Source organism: Paenibacillus peoriae (assembly GCF_022531965.1).
Lineage (GTDB): Bacteria > Bacillota > Bacilli > Paenibacillales > Paenibacillaceae > Paenibacillus > Paenibacillus polymyxa_D.
This window is the reverse complement of the sequence record NZ_CP092831.1, coordinates 3,908,844-3,929,300: the sequence shown is the minus strand read 5'-3', so window position 1 is coordinate 3,929,300 and position 20,457 is coordinate 3,908,844. Positions and strand designations below refer to the sequence as shown.

Sequence of the window (20,457 nt, the reverse complement as noted above, 5' to 3'; positions counted from 1 at the left end):
TATGGAGGCGTAAATCAACGATGTCAGAAATGGACAAGATCCAGAAAATAGAAGTTGCTGCACATGCGCATACGTCTCATGCCCGTTATTCTAGACAGGAATTATTCTCGAAAATTGGACCGACAGGCCAGCAAAATATCCGTAGTAAGCACGTGCTGATGGTGGGGGCCGGCGCACTGGGCACTGCCAATGCTGACATGCTGGTGCGAGCGGGCATCGGACGGCTGACGTTGGTAGACCGTGATTATGTAGACTGGAGTAATTTGCAGCGCCAACAGCTCTATGACGAAGCGGATGCCCGTAATCAGATCCCCAAGGCAGTGGCCGCGCAGAAGCGATTGCAGCAAACCAATTCGGACGTGGACATTCGTGCGCTAGTCCGGGACGTCTCGCTGGAGGAAATCGACGATATCGCAGCAGGGGTGGATCTCATCGTAGATGCCACTGACAATTTCGATACACGTTTGCTTATGAACGATTATGCGGTCAAGCACAGAATACCCTGGATTTACGGGGCATGTGTAGGTAGTTATGGGACAACCTTTACCATCGTGCCAGGGCAGACACCGTGCCTGCATTGCCTGCTCGGAACTGTACCGCTCGGCGGTGCAACCTGTGATACGGTCGGTGTGATTAGCCCGGCTGTACAGATGGTAGCGGCTTATCAAAGCGCCGAGGCATTGAAGCTGCTCACAGGGGACGATTCGGCTTTGCAAAATAAGCTGATTTCTTTCGATCTGTGGAACAATCAGCATCAGGCAATCCAAATCAGCGCCATGAAGAAAGCCGATTGTCCAACGTGTGGTGAGCACCCAGTGTATCCTTTTTTACAATCGGAGCATCAGGCTAAAACGGCTGTCTTGTGCGGACGAGATACGGTTCAAATCCGCCCGGCTTCGGGTGCTGTACGTGATCTGAATGAAGCGGCACGTTTGTTATCCCGTCAGGGGGGCAAAGTGGAGCATAATCCATACCTGGTATCCGTTGTTATCGGGACGCATCGAATCGTTCTTTTTCAGGATGGTCGCGTCTTAATTCATGGCACGAAGGACATCGCCGAGGCGAGATCAATTTATCACAAATATTTGGGTTGACCCAATAGATTCGACCCGTTATGAGATGTACAATGCTTCCTTATTTTCGCTATCTCATTTTGGAATTTATAGGATAGGGGAAGAACAAGTTGAAAAAGAAATTTGGGTACATATTCACGTTCGTTGGATTGTTGGCATGGGTTCTGGCTGGGTGTTCGTCTCCGGCTGCTGTACAATCGGCACAGTCCGCACCCAAGACAGAACTAGTCGTATCTGCCGCTGCAAGTCTTCAAGATAGTCTGAATACGCTCAAGGGCCAGTATGAGAAACAGCACCCAGATATCAAACTTACCTTTAACTACGCTTCATCTGGTACATTACAAAAACAAATTGAGCAAGGTGCACCTGTTGACGTATTTATTTCGGCAGGCATGAAGCAAATGAAGGCATTAACCGATGCTTCATTGGTGGAAAAGGATAACGTGCTGCTTCAAAATAAACTGGTTGTGGTTGTTCCGCAAGATAAGGCGAAAAGCACAGATAACAAAAGCATTACGCTCAATGACTTGATGGGTCCTTCTTTCCTGAAAGTGGCTGTTGGGGAGCCTACTACCGTTCCCGCCGGACAGTATTCTAAAGAATCGTTAACGAAGGCTGGACTATGGGACAAGCTGGAACCTAAGATGGTATTCGCCAAGGACGTAAGACAGGTATTAAATTATGTTGAAACAGGCAACGCCGATGCAGGACTCGTCTATCTAACGGATGCCAAATCATCCGATAAAACGGTCATAGCACTGGAAGTGCCCGAGGAATTGCATGCACCCATCCTGTATCCTGAAGGCATTGTAAAAGCAACCAAACACAGCCAGGAAGTAGGCGAGTTTCTTAATTTCCTACGGACAGATGAAGCTATGAGTGTGTTCAGTAAAGATGGATTTTCAGCCCCTACAGAAATGACGGGAAAATAGAATTCGCAGATAAAGGAGGGAGCCCGTTGGATTGGTCAGCTTTTCTTCCTCCGGTTATCGTATCTGTTAAAGTCGCTGTCGTCGCCAGCATCATCGTCTTTTTATTAGCTACTGTGGTAGCGCGGATGATGGCGAACTGCACGCCGCGGAGGGGAACCAGCGTGATCGAGACCGTCCTAATTCTTCCGCTCGTATTGCCGCCCACTGTTGTCGGCTTTATTTTGCTCATCTTGCTGGGAAGGAAAAGCTGGATTGGCACTGTCTTCGAAAGCCTGTTCCAGCAGACGATTGTATTTACGTGGGGATCTGCAGTGGTGGCGGCCGTAGTTGTTGCTTTTCCACTGGCTTACCGCACCATTAAAGCAGGTTTTGAAGCTGTAGACCCGGAGGTAGAGCAGGCTGCACGTGCGCAAGGTGCCAACGAATGGCAAGTGTTTCGCCACATTACGATGCCCCTTGCCTACCGACCCCTCATTTCAGGATACATTCTCGGATTTGCCCGAGGGTTAGGGGAATTTGGTGCTACGCTGATGCTCGCAGGTAATATTCCTGAACAGACCCAAACCCTGTCTACAGCGATTTACACCGCGTCCGAGGTCGGAAATATGACACTCTCTTGGAGCTGGGTAGCTGTTATCATTTTATTCTCTTTTATCATGTTGATGCTTTCTAATCGATTAGTAAAGGATTAGTCCGTTGGAGTAAGAACGTGCGTAGTTTGCCGATAGGGCAGTAGCGGCAACGTTAGCAGCTTTGATCACCAAGAAACCTTGCGATTACTAAAACGCAGGGTTTCTTGTTTCTTTCGACAGCGATTACGGTGAGCTCCTGGTCTTTGGTATGGCGCATAGGTTGCACTAATGGCCGATGCCAAAGAACAGATTTACTGGAATTAGGGTACAATTTACAAGAAAAACAAAAGGGGATGAGGAAGATGAAGAAATTCGGGCAAATGTTTCTGGTAGGTTTAGCCATGGTTTTCGGGCTTGGTCTGGTGACCGGAAATGTGCAACCTCCCGCTGCTTCCGCGGCTGGTACAGAATATTATGTGGCTACGAGCGGCAGCGACTCCAACGCTGGAACGAGCGACGCGCCGTGGAAGACGCTGCAGCACGCGGCCGACGTGGTTCCTGCGGGCAGCACGGTTTACGTCCGGGGCGGCGTGTACAAGCAGAAAGTAAAGATTACCCGCTCTGGCTCCGCTTCGCAGGGTCCCATTGTGTTCACCAACTATGGGACAGAGACCGCCATTATTGATGGCAGTGGACTTTCGGTCAGCGGGAACGAAGGGCTGATCGAACTGGCCGATGTCAATTACGTTACTGTTCAGGGGTTTGAAATCCGCAATTTTACCACTGCTTCCAAGAACGTGGTGCCTGTAGGTATTTATGTCCACGGTTCGGGCGGCTTCATTAATCTGTCCAACAATAAAATCCATGACATCAAAAACACGGTCACTCCGACCGGCAAAAATCGGCTGGGCCGGGATGCTCACGGTATCGCTGTTTACGGCACGAAAGCTCCGGCTTCGATTCACGATCTTACGATCAGCGGCAATGAGCTGTACAATCTCGTGCTGGGCTCCAGCGAATCGCTCGTTTTAAACGGCAACGTGGATGGCTTTGCGGTGACCGACAACCTCATTCACGATAATGACAACATCGGGATTGATTTGATCGGCTTTGAGAGCACCGCGCCGAATACGACTTACGATCAGGCGCGGAACGGGTTGGTGAAGGGAAATCGGGTGTATAATAATTCAGTTCAAAATAACCCATCTTACAAGAGCGATGACAACTCGGCCGGGGGCATTTATGTAGATGGGGGCAAGGACAGTATTATTGAGCAGAACTACAGCTACAACAACGATATCGGCGTCGAAATTGCCTCCGAGCACGCCGGTAAAGCCACCAGCAATATTACGGTCCGCAGCAACGTGATATATAACAACCGACTGACCGGCATTGCCATGGGCGGTTACAATGAGGAGCGTGGCTCCACGGTAAACTGCAAGATCGTGAACAATACACTATACAAGAACGATACGTTTGAAGATGGAAGCGGCCAGTTTTTGGTTCAATATGATACGCGAAACAACGTGATCCAAAACAATATTTTCGTGGCCAGCTCCACGGATATGCTGATCTCCAATGGATACACCAAAAATTCCGGCAATGTTGTGGATTATAATTTATATTTTGCTCCAAGCGGCAGCTCGGAAGCGAATTGGATCTGGAAAAATAAGGAGTATACGGGTTTCTCCGCGTACAAATCGGGGACCGGCAACGATACGCATTCTCTATTTGCCGATCCTAAATTCGTGAGTGCCGCGAACAGCGACTTCCATTTGCAGTCTTCGTCACCTGCGATCGATGCCGGGAACACGGACCTTGCCATCATTGGAACACTGGATATCGACGGGAAGCCAAGAGTACAGGGAGTCGCTGTGAACATCGGTGCCTACGAGTAAGCCGTATATTTTATGACAAACAGTGCAACCGAAACGATGTGAGGCCACTGCTTGTACGTTTTTACAATGTTCCTTGCAATTAAAACACCTTCAAAGTGAAACCCCATGTCGTAAGATATGGAGATAACCTTGGAGGTGTTTTTGCGTTGGCAACAAGATTAAGCTATCTTCGGAAAGTAAAAATGGAAGTCATATAAATGAGAGTAGAAAGTTGTTCCTGTTCGATAGGCTCCGATTAACATAGTTGTTGCACACCTTTGAACCATACGGATTTGATCGACAAAGTATCAGAGATGTTGGTTGTCGGATCACCGTTTACTAGTATAAGGTCAGCGAGCGAACCTTCGGCAATACAGCCGCGATCGTTAAGCCCAAAGCAACGGGCCGGTTTCGCGGTAGCCGACTGAAGCGCTTCTATGGGAGTAAATCCGGCCTCAACCAGCAATTGCATTTCATGATGAACGCTGGCTCCATGAGCAAGGCCGCCAAGATTGGGAACAGGAACGGGGGCGACATCCGTCCCGACCAGAATATCCACACCGGCACGGTGAAGATCCATCACATTTTTAAAGCTATTCTCCAAATTGCCTTGCGGGAAAGTATGGAAGCTTGATTTCAAAATATCGATCCATTCCGGACTTAATTTGGAATAAACACGTGAATCATTCGCCAATTCTGATGCCGGATTCCCCAGAATGGATGAGTTCAATACTAAGCATGGTATAACAAATGCGCCTGAATCCGCTATGGATTTCACCAACTCAGATGTGTACTCGGGCCTGTCGAGAAATAAGTGACCCAATCCGTCGACTCCAATATCGATGGCGGTTTGCGAAGAATGGGCCGTCAAGACGTGGGCTATGACTATTTTATCGAACTTATGGGCTTCTACCACGGCTGCTTTTAAAATCTCGTCGCTTAAAATAGGCAGTCCAGGGGCACCCAAGACCGTCCCTTCTTCAATCATGATTTTAATAAAGTCGGCGCCACTCTCCACTTGGGTATGCACATGTTTGATCGCTTCTTCCACTGTCGTCACTTGGGGCACTTTTTCGTGATCGTGAGCGTAAGCGGCTAGCATAGCTTCCCGGTCTTTCTTGGGTAACTTCTCCAATTCCTTTAATACGAACTCAGGAATTTCATCCTCATCCTGCAGTAATTCATCCGGATGACCACCTGGAGCGGTGATCGCTGTGCCGGCAGAACGGACTTCAGCGGCATCATTCACGTTTTTTAACTGGATCTTGCGCCCTCTTTCTGTAAAACTGCCGTTCATTTCGAGTTCTGTCGTGACGCCGAATTTTAAAGCATCTCTTAACCCACCGATTGAAGTGTGGACATGCGCATCAATCAGGCCGGGCAATAATGTCGCATTTTCCCCATCGATGATCGTTGCATGCGTCGGAAGGTCTCCGCCTACCGAAATAATAGTTTCCCCCTGGATGATAACATTTCTGGGCTCAATAACTTTTTCTCCATCGAAAATACGTACATTCGTAATCGCTGTAACTTTTTCTACCGTAGAGCTTTGAGTTACATTCTTCATGTCGTTCCTCCTTAGTGTTCAGCTTCAAACAATTAGAATTCTAACTATTAGTTATATAACTGTCAACAAACTGATTTTCATTTGACAAACAGTTTAGAGATTTATATAGTTTATTTACTGACAATTAGACTTCTAATAATTTGAGGAGATACGATGATGAAAACCCAAAAGGATACGGCTTTTCTGGATTTGTTTCAGGTTATCGGTCTTAAGCTAAAGAAAAGAGCGGACGAGAGCATAAAAGAGTTGGGATTAAATGCTCAACAAGGAAAAATGATTAGATATATCTACGAGAATCAAGAAAATAATTTAATTCAGAAGGATCTTGCCGATCGGTTTCATCTGCGCGGAGCCAGCATTACAAGCATACTTCAAGGTCTTGAGCAAAAAGGATTCATCGAGCGCAAAATCCCGGCCAATAATGAACGGCAAAAAAATATTTATGTTTTACCAAAAGCCATTGAATTGATTGAAACTTTTAGTGATTCTTTCCAAAAGGTGGAGGACGAAATTGTTCAGGCCCTGACCGAAGAGGAGAAGCGAATTTTAGAGGGAATGTTAAACAAAATTAATGAACGTCTATAATTGCGTAAAATCATGTTCCAAAAATCACTTTCGTTAGTCTCTGTTTTATATGATAGGAATCGGTTATGATGGAAATAGTAATAGGGATTTTAGTAGATTTTAGGAGAGCGGTGCGATATGAGAAGGGAAACGGGTTTTAACGAAATTATTCGAAAAGTACGTAAAGAGCTATTTGGGAAAGGCCCGGAGCGCATACATACAACCTTTGTAGATAATATGGCCATCACGATGCTATATGGAAATTTAACCCCATCCGAAAAGTTTCTGGCACAAGAAGAATCCGGGAAAGAGATGGTGCATGCAGCCCGAACCAAAATGGTTCAAAAAATATATCCCACACACTTCAATAAAGAACTGGAGAATTACATGGATTCCCGGCTGCTGCACCTCTTTTCAGATATTAAAGTGGAGGAAGATATAGCCATATCCGTTTTTGTATTTGAAGATAATATTACTGCAAAATAAAAAAGAAAGCGGGACCGACATCGAATCCATATTGTTGGAGAGCTCGGCTACACCCTCGATTTAATTAACGATGTCCTAACCCAAGCGATCAGCAGAAAAAAGACGGCAAGAAGCTGATTAAACCTTTGCTGTTCTCGGTCCTCCTGCACATACGAGGAGGGGCTTTTCTTCAAGAAAAGCTTGGCTATCCGCACCCCATATCCCCTGTACTGCGTACGTAAATCACGGATCATGAAAGGAACCTACATAGTTTATGAAAAAAAATGATTTTGGAAATAGGATGAAGGAATATGAAAATGCCTATAGATTAAGCCTACCACGCCGTTTACCAGTAATCATCAGAATTGATGGTGCGCATTTTCATACCTTTACGCGTGGGATGACGAAACCTTTTGATGAGAAACTAATTTTTGCATTATGGGAGACGTGTAAATATTTGGCCTATAACATTATGGGATGTAAATTGGTGTATCATCAGAGCGATGAAATCTCACTGCTTCTTACGAATGATGACAAATTAACGACGCAATCCTGGTTTGAAAATAATCTTCAAAAGATGGTGTCCATATCTGCCTCTCTGGCTACAGCCAAATTTAATGAGGAAATCCAAAAGGTTTACCCAGGTCAGCCTTTAGCCACTTTTGATGCGAGAGCTTGGGTTTTGCCTCAGGATGAGGTTACAAACTACTTCCTATGGAGACAACAAGATGCTACTAAAAACAGCATTTCTATGGTAGCTCAAGCCCATTTCAGGCATTCAGAACTAGAAGGATTGAACGGAAATCAGCTCCAAGACAAGCTTTTTGTGGAAAAAGGGCTAAACTGGAACGACCTTCCGGTCTGGCAAAAGCGGGGAATTTGCATTACCAAACAACAATACAACAAAGGCGAAGCCGTTAGAAGCAAGTGGGATGTTGATCATGAGACACCGATTTTTTCGCAGAATAGAGATTATATTAACCAATATGTATACTTGGACAAGGATGTGTAGATTTGGAGTGTGTTATTTTTATAGGAATTCAGGCTTCGGGCAAGTCGACTTTTTATAAAGAACAATTCTTCAAAACACATATGCGAATAAATCTGGATATGCTTAAAACACGAAATAGGGAAAATATTTACCTTCAGGCCTCTATCGAAACGATGCAGCGTTTTGTAGTGGACAATACCAATCCAACAGTCGAAGAACGAAAGAAATATATAGGTGCTTGTAAAAACAAGGGATTTAAAATCATTGGCTACTACTTTGAACCTGATTATGCAGAATCTATTAAGCGTAATGAGCAGCGCACAGGCAAAGAGTATATTCCTGAGATTGGTATTAAGAGTGTAATGAGTAAACTGGAGGTTCCGAGCTACGAAGAAGGATTTGATGAACTCTATAGCGTGATTTCCATTGAAGGAACGTTTCAGATTAGAAGGCTGCCGGAAAACCATACAATATAGGAGGACTACCATGAACATACCTGAGAGATTCATCAAACGTTTTCCAGCATACGAGGACGTATTTGCCAGCGATCTTGAACATCATCGCAAGCATTTTCTGCCGATTTGCTCGATAAATCTTCAGTTTTTATTCCCGGAGCAAGATGAGTGGCTGCATTTTGTTTCCGTAAAAGAAATCTACGAAGGCTGTGTGGGTGAAAATACTCAGGACTTTCATACCTCATATACCAAGCAAGATATGCTGGGATTCGATGTAATTGACGGCAAATACAAATTCGAAGCAGACTGGAATTATTTTAGTCTTCATCAGAAGGAGCAATTGGAAGCTACCTATGAAGCGCTGAAATCAACCGGGGATAAAGCGTACCTACGTATGAAGAGAGAAGTCATGGCGTTGGGCGGACTGGAACAGGTGTATATGGATAATGAACAAGACTACCAAGCTCGCAAAGCGTTTTTCCTGGAAAATAATAAAATTTATCCATATTCCTCCTTTGGAGAGGCCAAAAAGTCTGTTGAAGAACTTACCCGTGATTTTGAGGAAAAGCAATCCAGTGGTTGGGGGCTGAGTTACCCTGAAGTTAACGGAATTTTAGATGATATCGCTTTTCAGTCTGACAAGGCTCAAAGTTACATCAAGGAATATGATGAATCTCTGGAAGAGATGCTCCAGTTCGAGCAAACCAATCTGCTTCATGTGCCTAAGCGTCCCAATGGTGAGACTTTTACCTATATCGGTTCCATTACCGGGTATTATTTTCAAGCGTGTGGGGCGGATACCGTCTATTTATTTTACGACCAAGAATTAAGTAAAGCGGTAATTTGCTTCGAATATTCATAAGTGTGGATTTTGCAAAATCCTGAAGTGAAAAAACTCCCATAATGGGAGTTTTTTTGTTTATTTCTTATTCAAAGTCACATCATGCTCTTTAGCAAGTGTGTTAACCTGTTCACCAAAATCTCTGAATAGCTTTCTACCCTCGCTTAGCTTGGTGTTACTTTCATTAATTAAGTTCAGATCCCCTTTTTCCAACGCATCGAGCATCGTAATGAATGTTTCCTTTTGAGTGCTAACCGCCTTGATGTAGGTTTCGTGGACAGCTCGCACCTCAGGGGTTTCCGTCTTCACTGTTTCAACTTTATCAAGGTATTTGGTGTATTGTGGGATAATTTCGTCTCGTAACGTATTATATAGTGTTTCATCATCTGTGAAGTTATCACCGGTCACGGATCCATATTTTTCAGTTACTGTTTTTTCATCTTGTGCTAACGTAAGCATTCCATCATTCACATAGGTAATTAAATCTTTTTTAACCGGATCGGTAGAGCAGGCTGCCAAAATGGAGAAGCAACATAATACTAACATAAACACGCTAAGTTTTTTCATCATTAAGTTAATTAACCTAAACCCTATTCATACGGATTACAAATAAGAATATTTTAAGAATTATATTCCATTGAAACCAGAATTCCTTTATGACAGAAAAGGACATCCTAGAATTTCCCTGCATATATTTAGGAATAGCTGTATTTCTTTAATACATTTGAGAGGAGATTTCAGTATGATAAGGTTTAAAAAGGTGGTTTCAGTTACACTAAGCTCAATGCTCCTGCTATCATTCGGGATGACGGCGAATGCGAGTGCAAGCCCAGAGGTGAAGACGGATCAAGCGATTCAGGCAGTTTCCAATGTGCAGCTAACAACTGATAAGGGAAGTGTCATTGAACAATTAACACGCGCGGACAAGCCTGCCAGTATCACAAATTCGGTGTACACCATTACAGAAAATATTAACTTGGCGACACCACAGAAATCTGTATTGAAAAAGAAAGTTACCCCTTCGCTCAAAGCCAGCACAAAATCAGTATCAGCTAAAGCTGCAGCGACCGTAGCGACAGCGTCTACTGCTACATATTCCGGCACGATTACAGAAGAGGGAGGCACACAGTTTTTATATCCGATTTATTTGCAACCGGGTGAATTGTTACAGGCTCAGTTGGATAGTCCGTCTTCAGCCCAGCTAGACTATGACTTATATCTGTATGAGTTTGATATGGCGACAGGTGATATTAATTCCAATCCTATAGATGTTTCCAACTACGGGACTTATGTTAACAATTATGAGCAAGGAGCTGCTTCTCTTCCAGAAAACGTAGGAACTCGCAACTCAATCGGAGCCGAGAAGGCATACGCGCTTGCAGTTCATGCCAAGAAGGGGTCTAGCATTAATGATCTTTTTTATTTAACTGTAGCAGTAAGCTCCAACTATGATGCCTATGAGCCGGATGACAGTGCCTTTCATGCTTATAATTTTACGGTTAACGACAAAGGCTCCTCGATTAACTTCCGTACCATTCATTCCGCTATAGATAACGATTGGTATCAAGTTACAGTACCAGCCAGCCGTAATTATGATGCATTAAATGTGAAGCTGGACAGCACTTCGGAAAGCTATGGGTACAAAGCGGAAGTATATGCAGCTCTTGCTGGCAACCAAATGGTGCTTCTACCGCAAACCAATCATAATGTTACCTTAAGCACAGGGACCTACTATGTACGAGTGTACAGCACAAGTCAGTATTCAGCCGACCATTTGTATACACTAGCGATTAAACCGGTGCTTCGAGCTGGCAAAATTGAAATTACCGGCTATAACTCCAATGGCTATTATGATTATCCGACGTATTCTTACGGTCGTCATTATCGTATTAACGGAGGCAGCAGTCTGTTCGTGAACGGTGTTGTGAAAACAACAGATGGTCAAATGGTTCCCAATGCTCCTGTCACGGTCGTTTGGCTGGATAAGAACTGGAGCGAGAGTAGCGGTAACCGTACGAGAACGGCTTCTACGTACACCGATGATAGCGGTAAATTCAGTGTGACCCTTTCTCTTCCGCAATCGACAGGAAAAAATGTAGAATATATAAGTGAAATTGCTTCCACACACTATTTTGATCTTACAGGAGTAGCGGCTCAGGTCGATGGAACTTCGATTAGTGCGACGGACATTATTTATCTATTTGCTTACAGCTTGAGAAACTAAGAAATGCTTTAATGTCATTTCGATCATGAGAGAGTCGCTTTTTCTGAAGGGTTAGCCGAGGCTTTCCATTTCTGAAAGAGCGACTTTTCATGTTTATTTAGCAAGGATAAGAAAATAGTCTTGTTTTCATAGATTACAAATAGAAAATGTTTTGCATAATATATTCCAATAGAACCAAAGATGATTTATGATAGAGCCATGCAGCCTAGAAATCACCCTGGTTTATCCGGGGATAGCGGGAATTCCTTAAACCATTTGAGAGGGGATTTCAGTATGAAGAGGTTCAAAAAGGCTATTGCAGTGATGTTAAGCATGATGCTTCTGTTTGCTTTCGGAATGACTGCGAACGCGAGTGAAAGTAAGGAGGCTGCATCGGATCAAGCGATTAGGGCAGAGTCCAAGATTCAGCTAACAACTGAAAATGAAGACTTAATTAAGCGTTTAACGCGGGCAGACAAGCCAGACAGCGTTACGTCTTCGGTTTATGTCATGCAAGAAAATCTCAACTTCAAGACACCAGAGACAACCTCATTGAAAAGGGAATCCATGTCTTCGCTGAAAGAAAGCCCAATGGTTGCTTCAGCCACAGCTTCTTCTGCTACGTATTCCGGTACGATTACGCAAGAGGGAGGTACACAATTTTTATATCCGATCTATTTGCAGCCTGGTGAATTGTTGCAGGCCCAGTTGGATGGTCCATTTTCAGCCCAGCTTGACTATGATTTATACTTATATGAGTTTGATATGACGACAGGGGACATTAATCCTAATGCCATTGACGCATCCACCTATGGTACTTATTTTAACAATTATGAACAGGGGGCTGCCTCACTTCCTGAAAACGTAGGAACCCGCAACGCTTCTGGAAATGAAAAGGCATATGCGATTGCTGTCCATGCCAAAAAAGGTTCCAGTATCAATGATCCTTTCTATCTAACGGTCGATACAAGTTCCAGCTACGATGCATATGAACCAGATGAGAGTGCTTTCCATGCCTACAACTTTACCTTTAGTACGGGCGGTTCATCGCTTAATTCACGCTCCATTCATTCAGGCATTGATAATGACTGGTACCAAGTTACGATCCCAGCCAGCCGCAATTATGACGCTTTGAACGTCAAGCTTGACAGTGTTTCGGACGGTTATGGCTACAAAGCGGAAGTCTACGGAGTCCTTACCGGAAACCAAATGGTGCTTTTGCCGCAAACGAACCATAATGTTAGCTTAAATACAGGAACCTACTATGTGCGAGTGTACACAACCAATCAGTATTCACCCAATCATTTGTACACACTTACACTGAAGCCGGTGCTTCAGGCTGGCAAAATTGAAATTACCGGCTATGATTCTGCTAATGGCCCTAATGATTATCCGAACTACTCATATGGTCGTCATTATCGGGTTAATCAACGCAGTAACCTTACCGTGAATGGTGTAGTTAAGACAACTGATGGTTATCCAGTGGCAAATGCACCTGTTGATGTGACATGGTTGAATCAGAACTGGACTGAAGGCAGCGGGAATCGTACTCGTACAGGCACAGCTTATACGGACCAGAATGGAGCCTTTAGTGTGACTCTTTCCCTGCCATCTTCCACTGGAAGTATAGCGGAATACCTGTCTGGAGCCATCAGTTTTACACACTACTATGATCTATCAGGGGTAGCCGCTCAGGTGTCAGGTACTTCGATTATAGATACGGATATTGTATATCACTTTGCCTATAGTATTTATGGCGGTTGATAGATAGGTTATTAAGCTAACCCTAAGGTAACTTGTTGCTTGAGTATTTTATATTTGAATCAAAAGTAGTTTGCTTCAATATTTGTTCATTTTTGGGACAAAGCATATATTCATTCCATATATGCTTTGTCCGATATATATAGAAACAGGGTCACATTACACTATACATACGCCTTAGATTGCCTGTTACAAACATGACAGGAGGAAATAGGATGAATTTTGGGCCTCTTAGAGCACAGCAAGCGATTCTTAATGCGAGTAGCTTACGGATCAATCCGACAAGTAAGCAAGTTCCATCATCCCAGCTTCATGAAGAAAAGGTCTCGGGATTCGTAGTTCAAGACTCCGTGGAGATCAGTGAAGCCGGCAGACAGTTGGCCGAAGGAGCTATTGTATCACAGGCTGCCAAGTATTTCGGTACAACCCAAATCAATGATTCATTAAACCGGGTTTTGGAAGGTCAATCAGAAGAAGTGTCTAATGCAGTGTACAGTATGATTGAATCTAATTTTATCGTCGACGGAACAGTAACCGATGAGAGTCAGCGAGCTGTGCTGCTGGAGATGGGAGTTACCCAATCCAAGTATATTGCCGATCATTACATGGAAGGCGACAAGGCCAAAGAATTTCTGGAAACCATGAACCAGATCGCTGGTATTGCTTTAACACGATCCACTGATCCAGAGACCGGAGATATTAGCTACACGACTCCAATGGATCGTCCGTCAGGTGCTCCTGAGGATTATGTCAAGCTGTCGGAAGTGATGAAGCAGGTCGATCCTCAAAAATATACGGCGTACATGAATGATATTAAAGGTGGAGGAAATGGGTTGAGCCAACTGTTAAATTTTGCGCAAAAGGTTCCTCAACATCCTGATTGGATTGAGAAATACAAGGAACGTATGGGACAGAATACAGAGTTGCTAAATAACACACCGTTAAACAATCGCTTTGACAAAGCGGATACGACATCAGCTTCTGCTTTTATGAACAGCATGCAAAATCTTCTTAAGGAATCTTCCGCTACTCAGGATTCTTACATGCAGAATATGCGAGGATTTTTTCGGAGCTTAGGCGTTCAAGTTCATTAACACCCTTAAATAATTTGTCAGTTCTGTTTACATCCTGCTTGGAACGAAGTATAATAGCTTCAAAACATACTCGTGATATAGAGGAAGCACCTCAAACCTAGGCATTAACGCCTTCGTTTGAGGTGCTTTTTCTATTTTACTCGAAGCGAGTTTGTAAAACTCTTTGAAAATAAAATAAAGTAAGGAGAAGTGTATGTATCGAAAAAATAAGCGAAAGGTAAGGAAGTATAGGAAGTGGGTGTATGGATTTTTGGCTGTAGTCCTACTATTAACGATGATTCCCATATTTCCGGAAAGGGTATCCGCTGCTGCTCAGGAGATCATTGGGGGCCCTTTTTGCCAAAACAATTTGCCGGGTGGAGGCGATAGTTGGGGTTCTTGGTCAGGAAATGGGATAGGAGCAACAGAAGTATACACTGGCACGGGTTCGGCGAGGTATAAATGTGATGGGACTACACAGCCGACAAATCGTTTTATTGATATTGGAAGATCTATTAAGGCTTCGGATTACAAGATTTTTGTTTATATTGAGGGGTCTTATCATACCGATATATATACGTCTAATGCCGCCGCAGGCGACAGTTGGAGGCCTAACGGAACGAATCTATATACATGGATTAATGTAAGGGAATTCTATGCTGATAGCTATTACCAGGGAAAATGGATAGATATCACCGACTCAATTACATTAAGGGATGTTCGCTATTTCAGAGCGATGGGAACTAACCAACAGACAAGTAATGAAATATCCAAGTTTGGGGTCCGTGTTATTCCCAAATCGGACCTCATGCCTAAACCACCCCAGATTCACGCAGACGCAGAGGGACAAGCTGTTACAGGGTGGACCAAAGACCCTGTAACCGTGTGGATCGATGGAGATGTGGCTCCTGAAGGATTAAAATACTATGAATATAGTCTGAACGGAGGAGCATTTCAGCCATACACCGGGCCTTTCACTGTCTATGACCATGGTGTAAATACAATCTATGCCCGGACAGTGGATGTGAATGACCAGTATAGTGGCCTTTCTTCCGGGAATGTCCGAATAGACAAGATGCCACCAACTCCCCCTAGCATAGAAGCAACAGGGAATAGTAATGACTATACGATTTCATTACAACCAGGTGTAGACGATTATTCTGGACTAGCCCATACTCAATTTCGTATGACAGGCGTTGTGAATCAGGATTGGCAGGATTATAGTGGAGTGTTTCATGTAAATAAAGATGGTAAAAGCACGGTTTATGCACGCTCCATTGACAGCGTCGGTAATGTGAGCCGAGAAGTAAGCAAGGAAGTCACTATTGATAAAAAGGGACCGACTGCTCCTGTCATCCGGACTAGTGAAACAGGCCCAACGAACCGTGATGTGAATATTACCATTGATTCAGGAAGTGACCCTACAAATGGAATTAAGATGACACAGTATCGCTTGAGTCCATCTGGGGAGTGGTTGACCTACAAGGGTAATTTTACATTAAACGCAGAAGGAATTTACGAATTATCAGCACGGACGATCAATAATCTTGATGTGTCTAGTTCAATCGTAACTCAATCGGTTATGATTGATCGAACCAAGCCAACGGCTCCAAAAGTTACGTTTTCCGAGGTGACGATACCTACTCGATATACCAATAAGCCAGTTCAGTTCGCTCTATCGGGTGCGACGGATACTACAGCAGTACATTATGAATATCAATTAGGTTCTGGCGCTTATGTGTCTGGTTCATCGGGAATATTAAAGGGTTCGGGGGTCATAAAATTGACTGCACAAGCTGTAGATGCAGCTGGAAATCGAAGCGATCCGGTGTCCGCGGTGTCTTATATTGATTTGGAACCACCGACGATCCAACTGACGCCGGATTCGCGTGAATGGAAAGATACTCATATTCCTGTAAGGATACGATATGCCGATCAGCATTCGGGGATTGAGTCATCCACAATGCAGTATAAAATCACGAACAGCCCTGATTCACCCGAAAACTGGGATGCTGCAGCCGACACAACAATCCAGATGGATCTTTCAAATGAAGGTGAATGGTATGTTCATGCCAAGGTCAAAGATAGGGTGGGTAACATTTATGAAACGGTTAGCGGTGCACTTCGCATTCAAAACCAGCCCCAGTCGGTTGTGCTCTCTGCGACATCCGTACGAAATACAGAAGCTGATTTGCAGTGGACACTCCCGTCGGCCCTTGATGATGGTTACGTCTATACAGTCCGAAATATAACAACTAATGAGGTTTGGGATGTTACGCATCCGACAAATTCTTTTACAGATAGAGGGCTACAAGGAGGACGGCAATACGAATATGAAGTGCGTTCTAGTAATCATGTAGGAGGCAATGCGTATTCCAATCGAGTCCGTGTATTAACGTTACCTGATGCTCCTGATCATATCCAGTTACGACCTGTCTCTCGTCATTCTACAGAAATCATGGCTGACTTTACGCCAGTTTCATCAGCTAACAGATATAATATTACAGCAGCAGACGTAAGTACGGGAGAAATCATATTTAAGGATACGGTTACACAGGATGTGTATAATCCAATTACGGGAATGAAGCCTGGTAAATATTACGATGTTTCTGTATCAGCTATGAATGACACTGGAGAGGGTACAGCAAAGCATGTATCTTTTCTAAGCCTACCAGACAGCCCGAACGGATTCCGGAATGTAACTGTAAGAGAAGATGGAATCGACTTGAAGTGGAATTCTGTAATCACTGCCACCTACTATGCCCTAGAACGTAATGAAGTATCGGTTTATAACGATGTGTATACAGAATTCACCGATACTGATCTTCAGGCGGGAACAGAGTATGGTTATAATGTTTCCGCTGAAAATGCAACAGGATTCGGAGACTTTGCTCATCTGGGAGTCATCACTTTACCTGATCGAGTAACTACATTATCGGGTGTGACGAAGGATGTGTATGCTATCGGTGTTGAGTGGCAGGATGTGCAGGGGGCTGAAGGATACATCTTGAATGTTAACGATGAACCGAAGGTGCGGGTTGCGCGTGGTATTCATTCTTATACTTTTGAGGGCTTGCCAGCGGGCAGGTCTGCCAATATTAAAATACGAGCCTACAATCGAAGTGGTACGGGTAAAGATACTTCTATCAACGCATTAACACTACCGATTTCGGCTGTACAACTTGCAACTGTAGATGTTCGCGAGCACGATGCCACATTGATATGGGCCCCGGTTGATGGGGCAACTCAATATAAGGTGACGATCAACGGTCAAGATTATTATAGTACGGAACCACGTGTGGTTATATCTGGTTTAACAGGTGGGAAAAACTATGATTTTCAAGTGAGCAGTGGGAACAGTAGTGGTTTCAGCCAGCCAGCGTTGGGTGAGCTGCTGACACGTCCTCCTGAAGTACAAAATGTTAATGTTACAGAACTTGAGGCTGGCCTTATTTCACTGAGCTGGGATGAGATCAAGAGCGCTTATCAATATACTGTAACCCGTAAAGATACGGGGGAAGTTTTTAACACCAGAGATGCCCATATTAAGCTTTCAGGTATCCAGCCTGGTATGATTTACTCGTTTGGTATACAGGCCGTGAATACAACGGGGGCAGGTAATTTAGTTCCGTTTACGTATCGCGCTTTGCCAGGTCAGATATCAGACAGTAGATTGACTGTGAAAAAAGTAACAGATACCGATTTGGTTGTTACGTGGAAAGAAGCTCCGGGTGCAGATGCCTACAATGTCTACCAAAACGAGATGCTTATCGGTCATACGACCACCCATGAATTTAAAGTAGATGGATTGGATAGTTCTACATTGTATCGTATTACCGTCAAGCCATTGAACACAAGTGGTGAGGGTAAGCAGACAGAAGGTGAAGTGGAGACGCTGCCGTCTCCAGCATTTGCGTTTTCGAAGATGGAAACAACGAATAGTGAGTTTATCATCCATTGGGAATCTGACCATGAGAATGATATTTTCGTCCTCGCCAGTGAAGGAGGAACAGAGCTATATCGTGGTAAGGATCGAGGCTATATCTGGAGACAGCTTAAAGAGAAGCGGTTGTATACAGTTCAACTTTGGGCAGAAAATAGTCAAGGAAAACGCACAGAGGCAAAACAAGCGAATGGCAAAACAACGGGTAATACTGTGGAAGCAGGTGGCGGAGCAGGAGGGGCGGAGAGTGTAAAACCGATTCAGCCTGTTATAAAGGAACCGATAGAAACAGAGCACATTCAAGATTCAACCGTTGAAAAGAAGCCAAATCGTTTTAGTGACATTGATCGGATATTTAATAGAGAAAAAATAAATGTGCTTGCTGATTTAGGTGTAGTAAAGGGAACAACCCACACGCTATTTGAGCCGAACAGACCTGTAACACGTATGGAGTTTACCTCTATGCTGGTCCGTTCCTTGAAATTACCGCTCGAAACGGATGTGACTTTAGGCTTCGAGGATATCAATCCATCGGCGTGGTACGTTGATCTGCTCAAAACGGCGATTAAAGATCAGGTTGCTCGCGGGTTTAGTAATAGAGAATTTGGCCCAGATCGGGTCATTAACCGTGAGCAGGCGGCTAAAATGGTGAATAACATTGTCAAGGCTACACCACAGCAAGAAAGCAGTGCATACTCAGATTCCTCTCAAATTGTAGAGTGGGCCAGAAAGGATGTACTTGGTCTAACCGAAATTAATTTAGTACAAGGATATCCAGATGGTAGCTTCCGTGCCAAACAGGAGGTCACACGTGCAGAAGCAGCAGAGATGATTTATAACATGCTTCAAATGAAATAGAATGAATCAAGGGGCGGCGTTGGCCAGCCCCTTTTTTGTGTATACTAACTTATTCCGCAATAGCGGGGTTTAGATTGGATGCTCTGTAGGCAGGAACGCCATTAATGAGTGCGGTTCTTAGCTGAATATATCGTATACCATAATAGGAGGTTGTACTACTCATCCCGGAGGAAAGTACAGTTATTTTATAATATGAAAAAGGAATCTCATTACTAAATTGATAGGTTGTTTTTGCAGTGGTTGGCAAAGTTTCGACTTCACCTAACCTAAACCAATTTTCTCCGTCTCTAGAGCCGTGAAAAGAAAATGAAAGTATAAAAGCTCGAGAAGATGGCTGAGCTAAAAGAATATCATTGATCGTCTTACCTGTATCTAATTTGAAGATGATTTCTCCACCTTTACCGTTTAAGCTGCTTTCCCAATAGAGATTATTATCAATTAAAACATTTTTCGGAAAAGTATTTTTGGAATCTCCGTTGGTTGATACATTTTCCTCTGCTATAACAACAGGATCCATGGAAAAAGTATAGTTGTCTGGATTTTGACTGAATTTTGCCATGTTGAAATTCCTCCTTAAGTTTAATTTTTGAATGTGTTGAAAAGGTTGATATATATCATTTATATGAAACTCTCTATGAATATATTCCTTGATCATGGAATGCATACTAGTGTTTAAGCGGTCTGACATCATAATAGCAAACTCATTTGCGGGCGGGGAGTTGCATGTTTAGAATATAAATAACTAAATGAGGTGCGAGAAAGGAAATGGATCGAATATGAAAATATACACTTATTATTTGGGAAATGGCATATTCCCTTTGGATTGGGAAGTTTGTTTTAGTACTGTTGAGGAATATAAAAGAAAATTATTTGAGAAGTACACCGCTTCCCAAGAATACAATGATTTTGTAATAGGCGGATTTAATGTGCTTACCGACAAAATAGATGCGATTTTGAATTATGCTTTAGAGAACTTTCGAAAAGAATTTCCTCATAATTATGAGTTGCGTTGTCCGGCTATGATATTCCCGTTGCCAAGAGGTGATGAAAGTAATGGTGCTGAGTTTGCTATTGTTTTAAAACGTGATGAAGATGGAGATACAATGGTCTATTCTCCACTCCCATTGTCATATTTAGAAAGAAGTTAATACTCTGCTGAGAGAAAATGGGAAACCAATTGTTGGATAATGTAAGGCTATTCCGGGTTTTCCTCTGGCTATATGGAGTGCGTTGATTTGTGTCGAAGAGATCTCTATGTTTCGAATTAAGTATTGGAGGTTGC

General features: G+C 43.6%; 17 protein-coding genes. 14 read left to right on the top strand and 3 right to left on the bottom strand.

The annotated features are described in order from the left end of the window. Positions 1-20: 20 nt before the first annotated feature. The 4 genes from MLD56_RS17405 (at position 21) to MLD56_RS17390 (ending at position 4,475) form a co-directional block, all read left to right on the top strand. Positions 21-1,094 carry a thiazole biosynthesis adenylyltransferase ThiF gene (locus tag MLD56_RS17405; protein WP_029515414.1) on the top strand — a complete coding sequence of 358 codons (1,074 nt, stop codon included), beginning with the start codon at positions 21-23 and terminating at the stop codon, positions 1,092-1,094. An 89-nt stretch (positions 1,095-1,183) separates the two neighbouring features. Next, positions 1,184-2,005, top strand: coding sequence for a molybdate ABC transporter substrate-binding protein (gene modA, locus MLD56_RS17400; RefSeq protein ID WP_241113379.1), 822 nt, complete (start codon positions 1,184-1,186; stop codon positions 2,003-2,005). Positions 2,006-2,031: 26 nt separating this feature from the next. Continuing rightward, the gene (gene modB, locus MLD56_RS17395) at positions 2,032-2,697 is read left to right on the top strand and encodes a molybdate ABC transporter permease subunit (RefSeq protein WP_029515412.1); all 666 of its coding nucleotides are present in this window, start codon (positions 2,032-2,034) and stop codon (positions 2,695-2,697) included. Positions 2,698-2,939: 242 nt separating this feature from the next. Continuing rightward, a complete protein-coding gene (locus MLD56_RS17390; RefSeq protein ID WP_029515411.1) occupies positions 2,940-4,475 on the top strand; it encodes a right-handed parallel beta-helix repeat-containing protein in 1,536 nt (511 codons plus the stop codon). Positions 4,476-4,710: 235 nt separating this feature from the next. On the opposite strand, the gene MLD56_RS17385 is transcribed toward MLD56_RS17390, so the two are convergent. Next, the gene (locus tag MLD56_RS17385) at positions 4,711-6,021 is read right to left on the bottom strand and encodes an amidohydrolase family protein (RefSeq protein WP_029515410.1); all 1,311 of its coding nucleotides are present in this window, start codon (positions 6,019-6,021) and stop codon (positions 4,711-4,713) included. 156 nt (positions 6,022-6,177) lie between these two features. Here MLD56_RS17385 and MLD56_RS17380 point away from each other — a divergent pair, with 156 nt between their 5' ends. From MLD56_RS17380 to MLD56_RS17360, 5 genes are all read left to right on the top strand, one after another. Continuing rightward, positions 6,178-6,606 carry a MarR family winged helix-turn-helix transcriptional regulator gene (locus MLD56_RS17380; protein WP_029515409.1) on the top strand — a complete coding sequence of 143 codons (429 nt, stop codon included), beginning with the start codon at positions 6,178-6,180 and terminating at the stop codon, positions 6,604-6,606. Between the two features lie 117 nt (positions 6,607-6,723). Continuing rightward, positions 6,724-7,071 (top strand): Na-translocating system protein MpsC family protein, encoded by a 348-nt coding sequence (locus tag MLD56_RS17375; protein WP_029515408.1) that lies wholly within the window; start codon positions 6,724-6,726, stop codon positions 7,069-7,071. A gap of 253 nt (positions 7,072-7,324) precedes the next feature. Continuing rightward, the gene (locus MLD56_RS17370; protein WP_025718215.1) at positions 7,325-8,062 is read left to right on the top strand and encodes a tRNA(His) guanylyltransferase Thg1 family protein; all 738 of its coding nucleotides are present in this window, start codon (positions 7,325-7,327) and stop codon (positions 8,060-8,062) included. A 2-nt stretch (positions 8,063-8,064) separates the two neighbouring features. Next, a complete protein-coding gene (locus tag MLD56_RS17365; RefSeq protein WP_029515407.1) occupies positions 8,065-8,517 on the top strand; it encodes an AAA family ATPase in 453 nt (150 codons plus the stop codon). Between the two features lie 10 nt (positions 8,518-8,527). After that, complete coding sequence (locus tag MLD56_RS17360; RefSeq protein ID WP_029515406.1) at positions 8,528-9,358, top strand: hypothetical protein; 831 nt, start codon at positions 8,528-8,530, stop codon at positions 9,356-9,358. A gap of 57 nt (positions 9,359-9,415) precedes the next feature. Here MLD56_RS17360 and MLD56_RS17355 read toward each other — a convergent pair whose 3' ends face one another. After that, on the bottom strand, positions 9,416-9,907 hold the full coding sequence (locus MLD56_RS17355) for a hypothetical protein (protein WP_239645128.1): 492 nt from the start codon (positions 9,905-9,907) through the stop codon (positions 9,416-9,418). A gap of 172 nt (positions 9,908-10,079) precedes the next feature. On the opposite strand from MLD56_RS17355, the gene MLD56_RS17350 reads away from it, so the two are divergent. From MLD56_RS17350 to MLD56_RS17335, 4 genes are all read left to right on the top strand, one after another. After that, positions 10,080-11,561 (top strand): hypothetical protein, encoded by a 1,482-nt coding sequence (locus tag MLD56_RS17350; RefSeq protein WP_029515404.1) that lies wholly within the window; start codon positions 10,080-10,082, stop codon positions 11,559-11,561. A 273-nt stretch (positions 11,562-11,834) separates the two neighbouring features. Further along, on the top strand, positions 11,835-13,304 hold the full coding sequence (locus tag MLD56_RS17345; protein ID WP_029515403.1) for a transthyretin-like family protein: 1,470 nt from the start codon (positions 11,835-11,837) through the stop codon (positions 13,302-13,304). A gap of 212 nt (positions 13,305-13,516) precedes the next feature. Continuing rightward, positions 13,517-14,395: a hypothetical protein gene (locus MLD56_RS17340; protein WP_029515402.1), complete on the top strand. Its 879-nt coding sequence runs from the start codon at positions 13,517-13,519 to the stop codon at positions 14,393-14,395. A gap of 193 nt (positions 14,396-14,588) precedes the next feature. Further along, positions 14,589-19,175 carry a fibronectin type III domain-containing protein gene (locus tag MLD56_RS17335; protein ID WP_029515401.1) on the top strand — a complete coding sequence of 1,529 codons (4,587 nt, stop codon included), beginning with the start codon at positions 14,589-14,591 and terminating at the stop codon, positions 19,173-19,175. Between the two features lie 49 nt (positions 19,176-19,224). On the opposite strand, the gene MLD56_RS17330 is transcribed toward MLD56_RS17335, so the two are convergent. Further along, on the bottom strand, positions 19,225-19,734 hold the full coding sequence (locus tag MLD56_RS17330) for a discoidin domain-containing protein (protein WP_029515400.1): 510 nt from the start codon (positions 19,732-19,734) through the stop codon (positions 19,225-19,227). A gap of 217 nt (positions 19,735-19,951) precedes the next feature. Between MLD56_RS17330 and MLD56_RS17325 the strand changes: the two genes are divergently transcribed. Further along, positions 19,952-20,323, top strand: a complete 372-nt coding sequence (locus MLD56_RS17325) for a hypothetical protein (protein WP_029515399.1) — start codon at positions 19,952-19,954, stop codon at positions 20,321-20,323. The last annotated feature ends 134 nt before the right edge of the window (positions 20,324-20,457 follow it).

Coding starts and splice junctions, on each gene's coding strand:
- MLD56_RS17375 (WP_029515408.1), top strand. CDS start 6,724: ATGAGAAGGGAAACGGGTTTTAACGAAATTATTCGAAAAGTACGTAAA.
- MLD56_RS17325 (WP_029515399.1), top strand. CDS start 19,952: ATGAAAATATACACTTATTATTTGGGAAATGGCATATTCCCTTTGGAT.
- MLD56_RS17405 (WP_029515414.1), top strand. CDS start 21: ATGTCAGAAATGGACAAGATCCAGAAAATAGAAGTTGCTGCACATGCG.
- MLD56_RS17355 (WP_239645128.1), bottom strand. CDS start 9,907: ATGATGAAAAAACTTAGCGTGTTTATGTTAGTATTATGTTGCTTCTCC.
- MLD56_RS17335 (WP_029515401.1), top strand. CDS start 14,589: ATGTATCGAAAAAATAAGCGAAAGGTAAGGAAGTATAGGAAGTGGGTG.
- MLD56_RS17350 (WP_029515404.1), top strand. CDS start 10,080: ATGATAAGGTTTAAAAAGGTGGTTTCAGTTACACTAAGCTCAATGCTC.
- MLD56_RS17370 (WP_025718215.1), top strand. CDS start 7,325: ATGAAAAAAAATGATTTTGGAAATAGGATGAAGGAATATGAAAATGCC.
- MLD56_RS17385 (WP_029515410.1), bottom strand. CDS start 6,021: ATGAAGAATGTAACTCAAAGCTCTACGGTAGAAAAAGTTACAGCGATT.
- MLD56_RS17345 (WP_029515403.1), top strand. CDS start 11,835: ATGAAGAGGTTCAAAAAGGCTATTGCAGTGATGTTAAGCATGATGCTT.
- MLD56_RS17390 (WP_029515411.1), top strand. CDS start 2,940: ATGAAGAAATTCGGGCAAATGTTTCTGGTAGGTTTAGCCATGGTTTTC.
- MLD56_RS17360 (WP_029515406.1), top strand. CDS start 8,528: ATGAACATACCTGAGAGATTCATCAAACGTTTTCCAGCATACGAGGAC.
- MLD56_RS17380 (WP_029515409.1), top strand. CDS start 6,178: ATGAAAACCCAAAAGGATACGGCTTTTCTGGATTTGTTTCAGGTTATC.
- MLD56_RS17340 (WP_029515402.1), top strand. CDS start 13,517: ATGAATTTTGGGCCTCTTAGAGCACAGCAAGCGATTCTTAATGCGAGT.
- MLD56_RS17330 (WP_029515400.1), bottom strand. CDS start 19,734: ATGGCAAAATTCAGTCAAAATCCAGACAACTATACTTTTTCCATGGAT.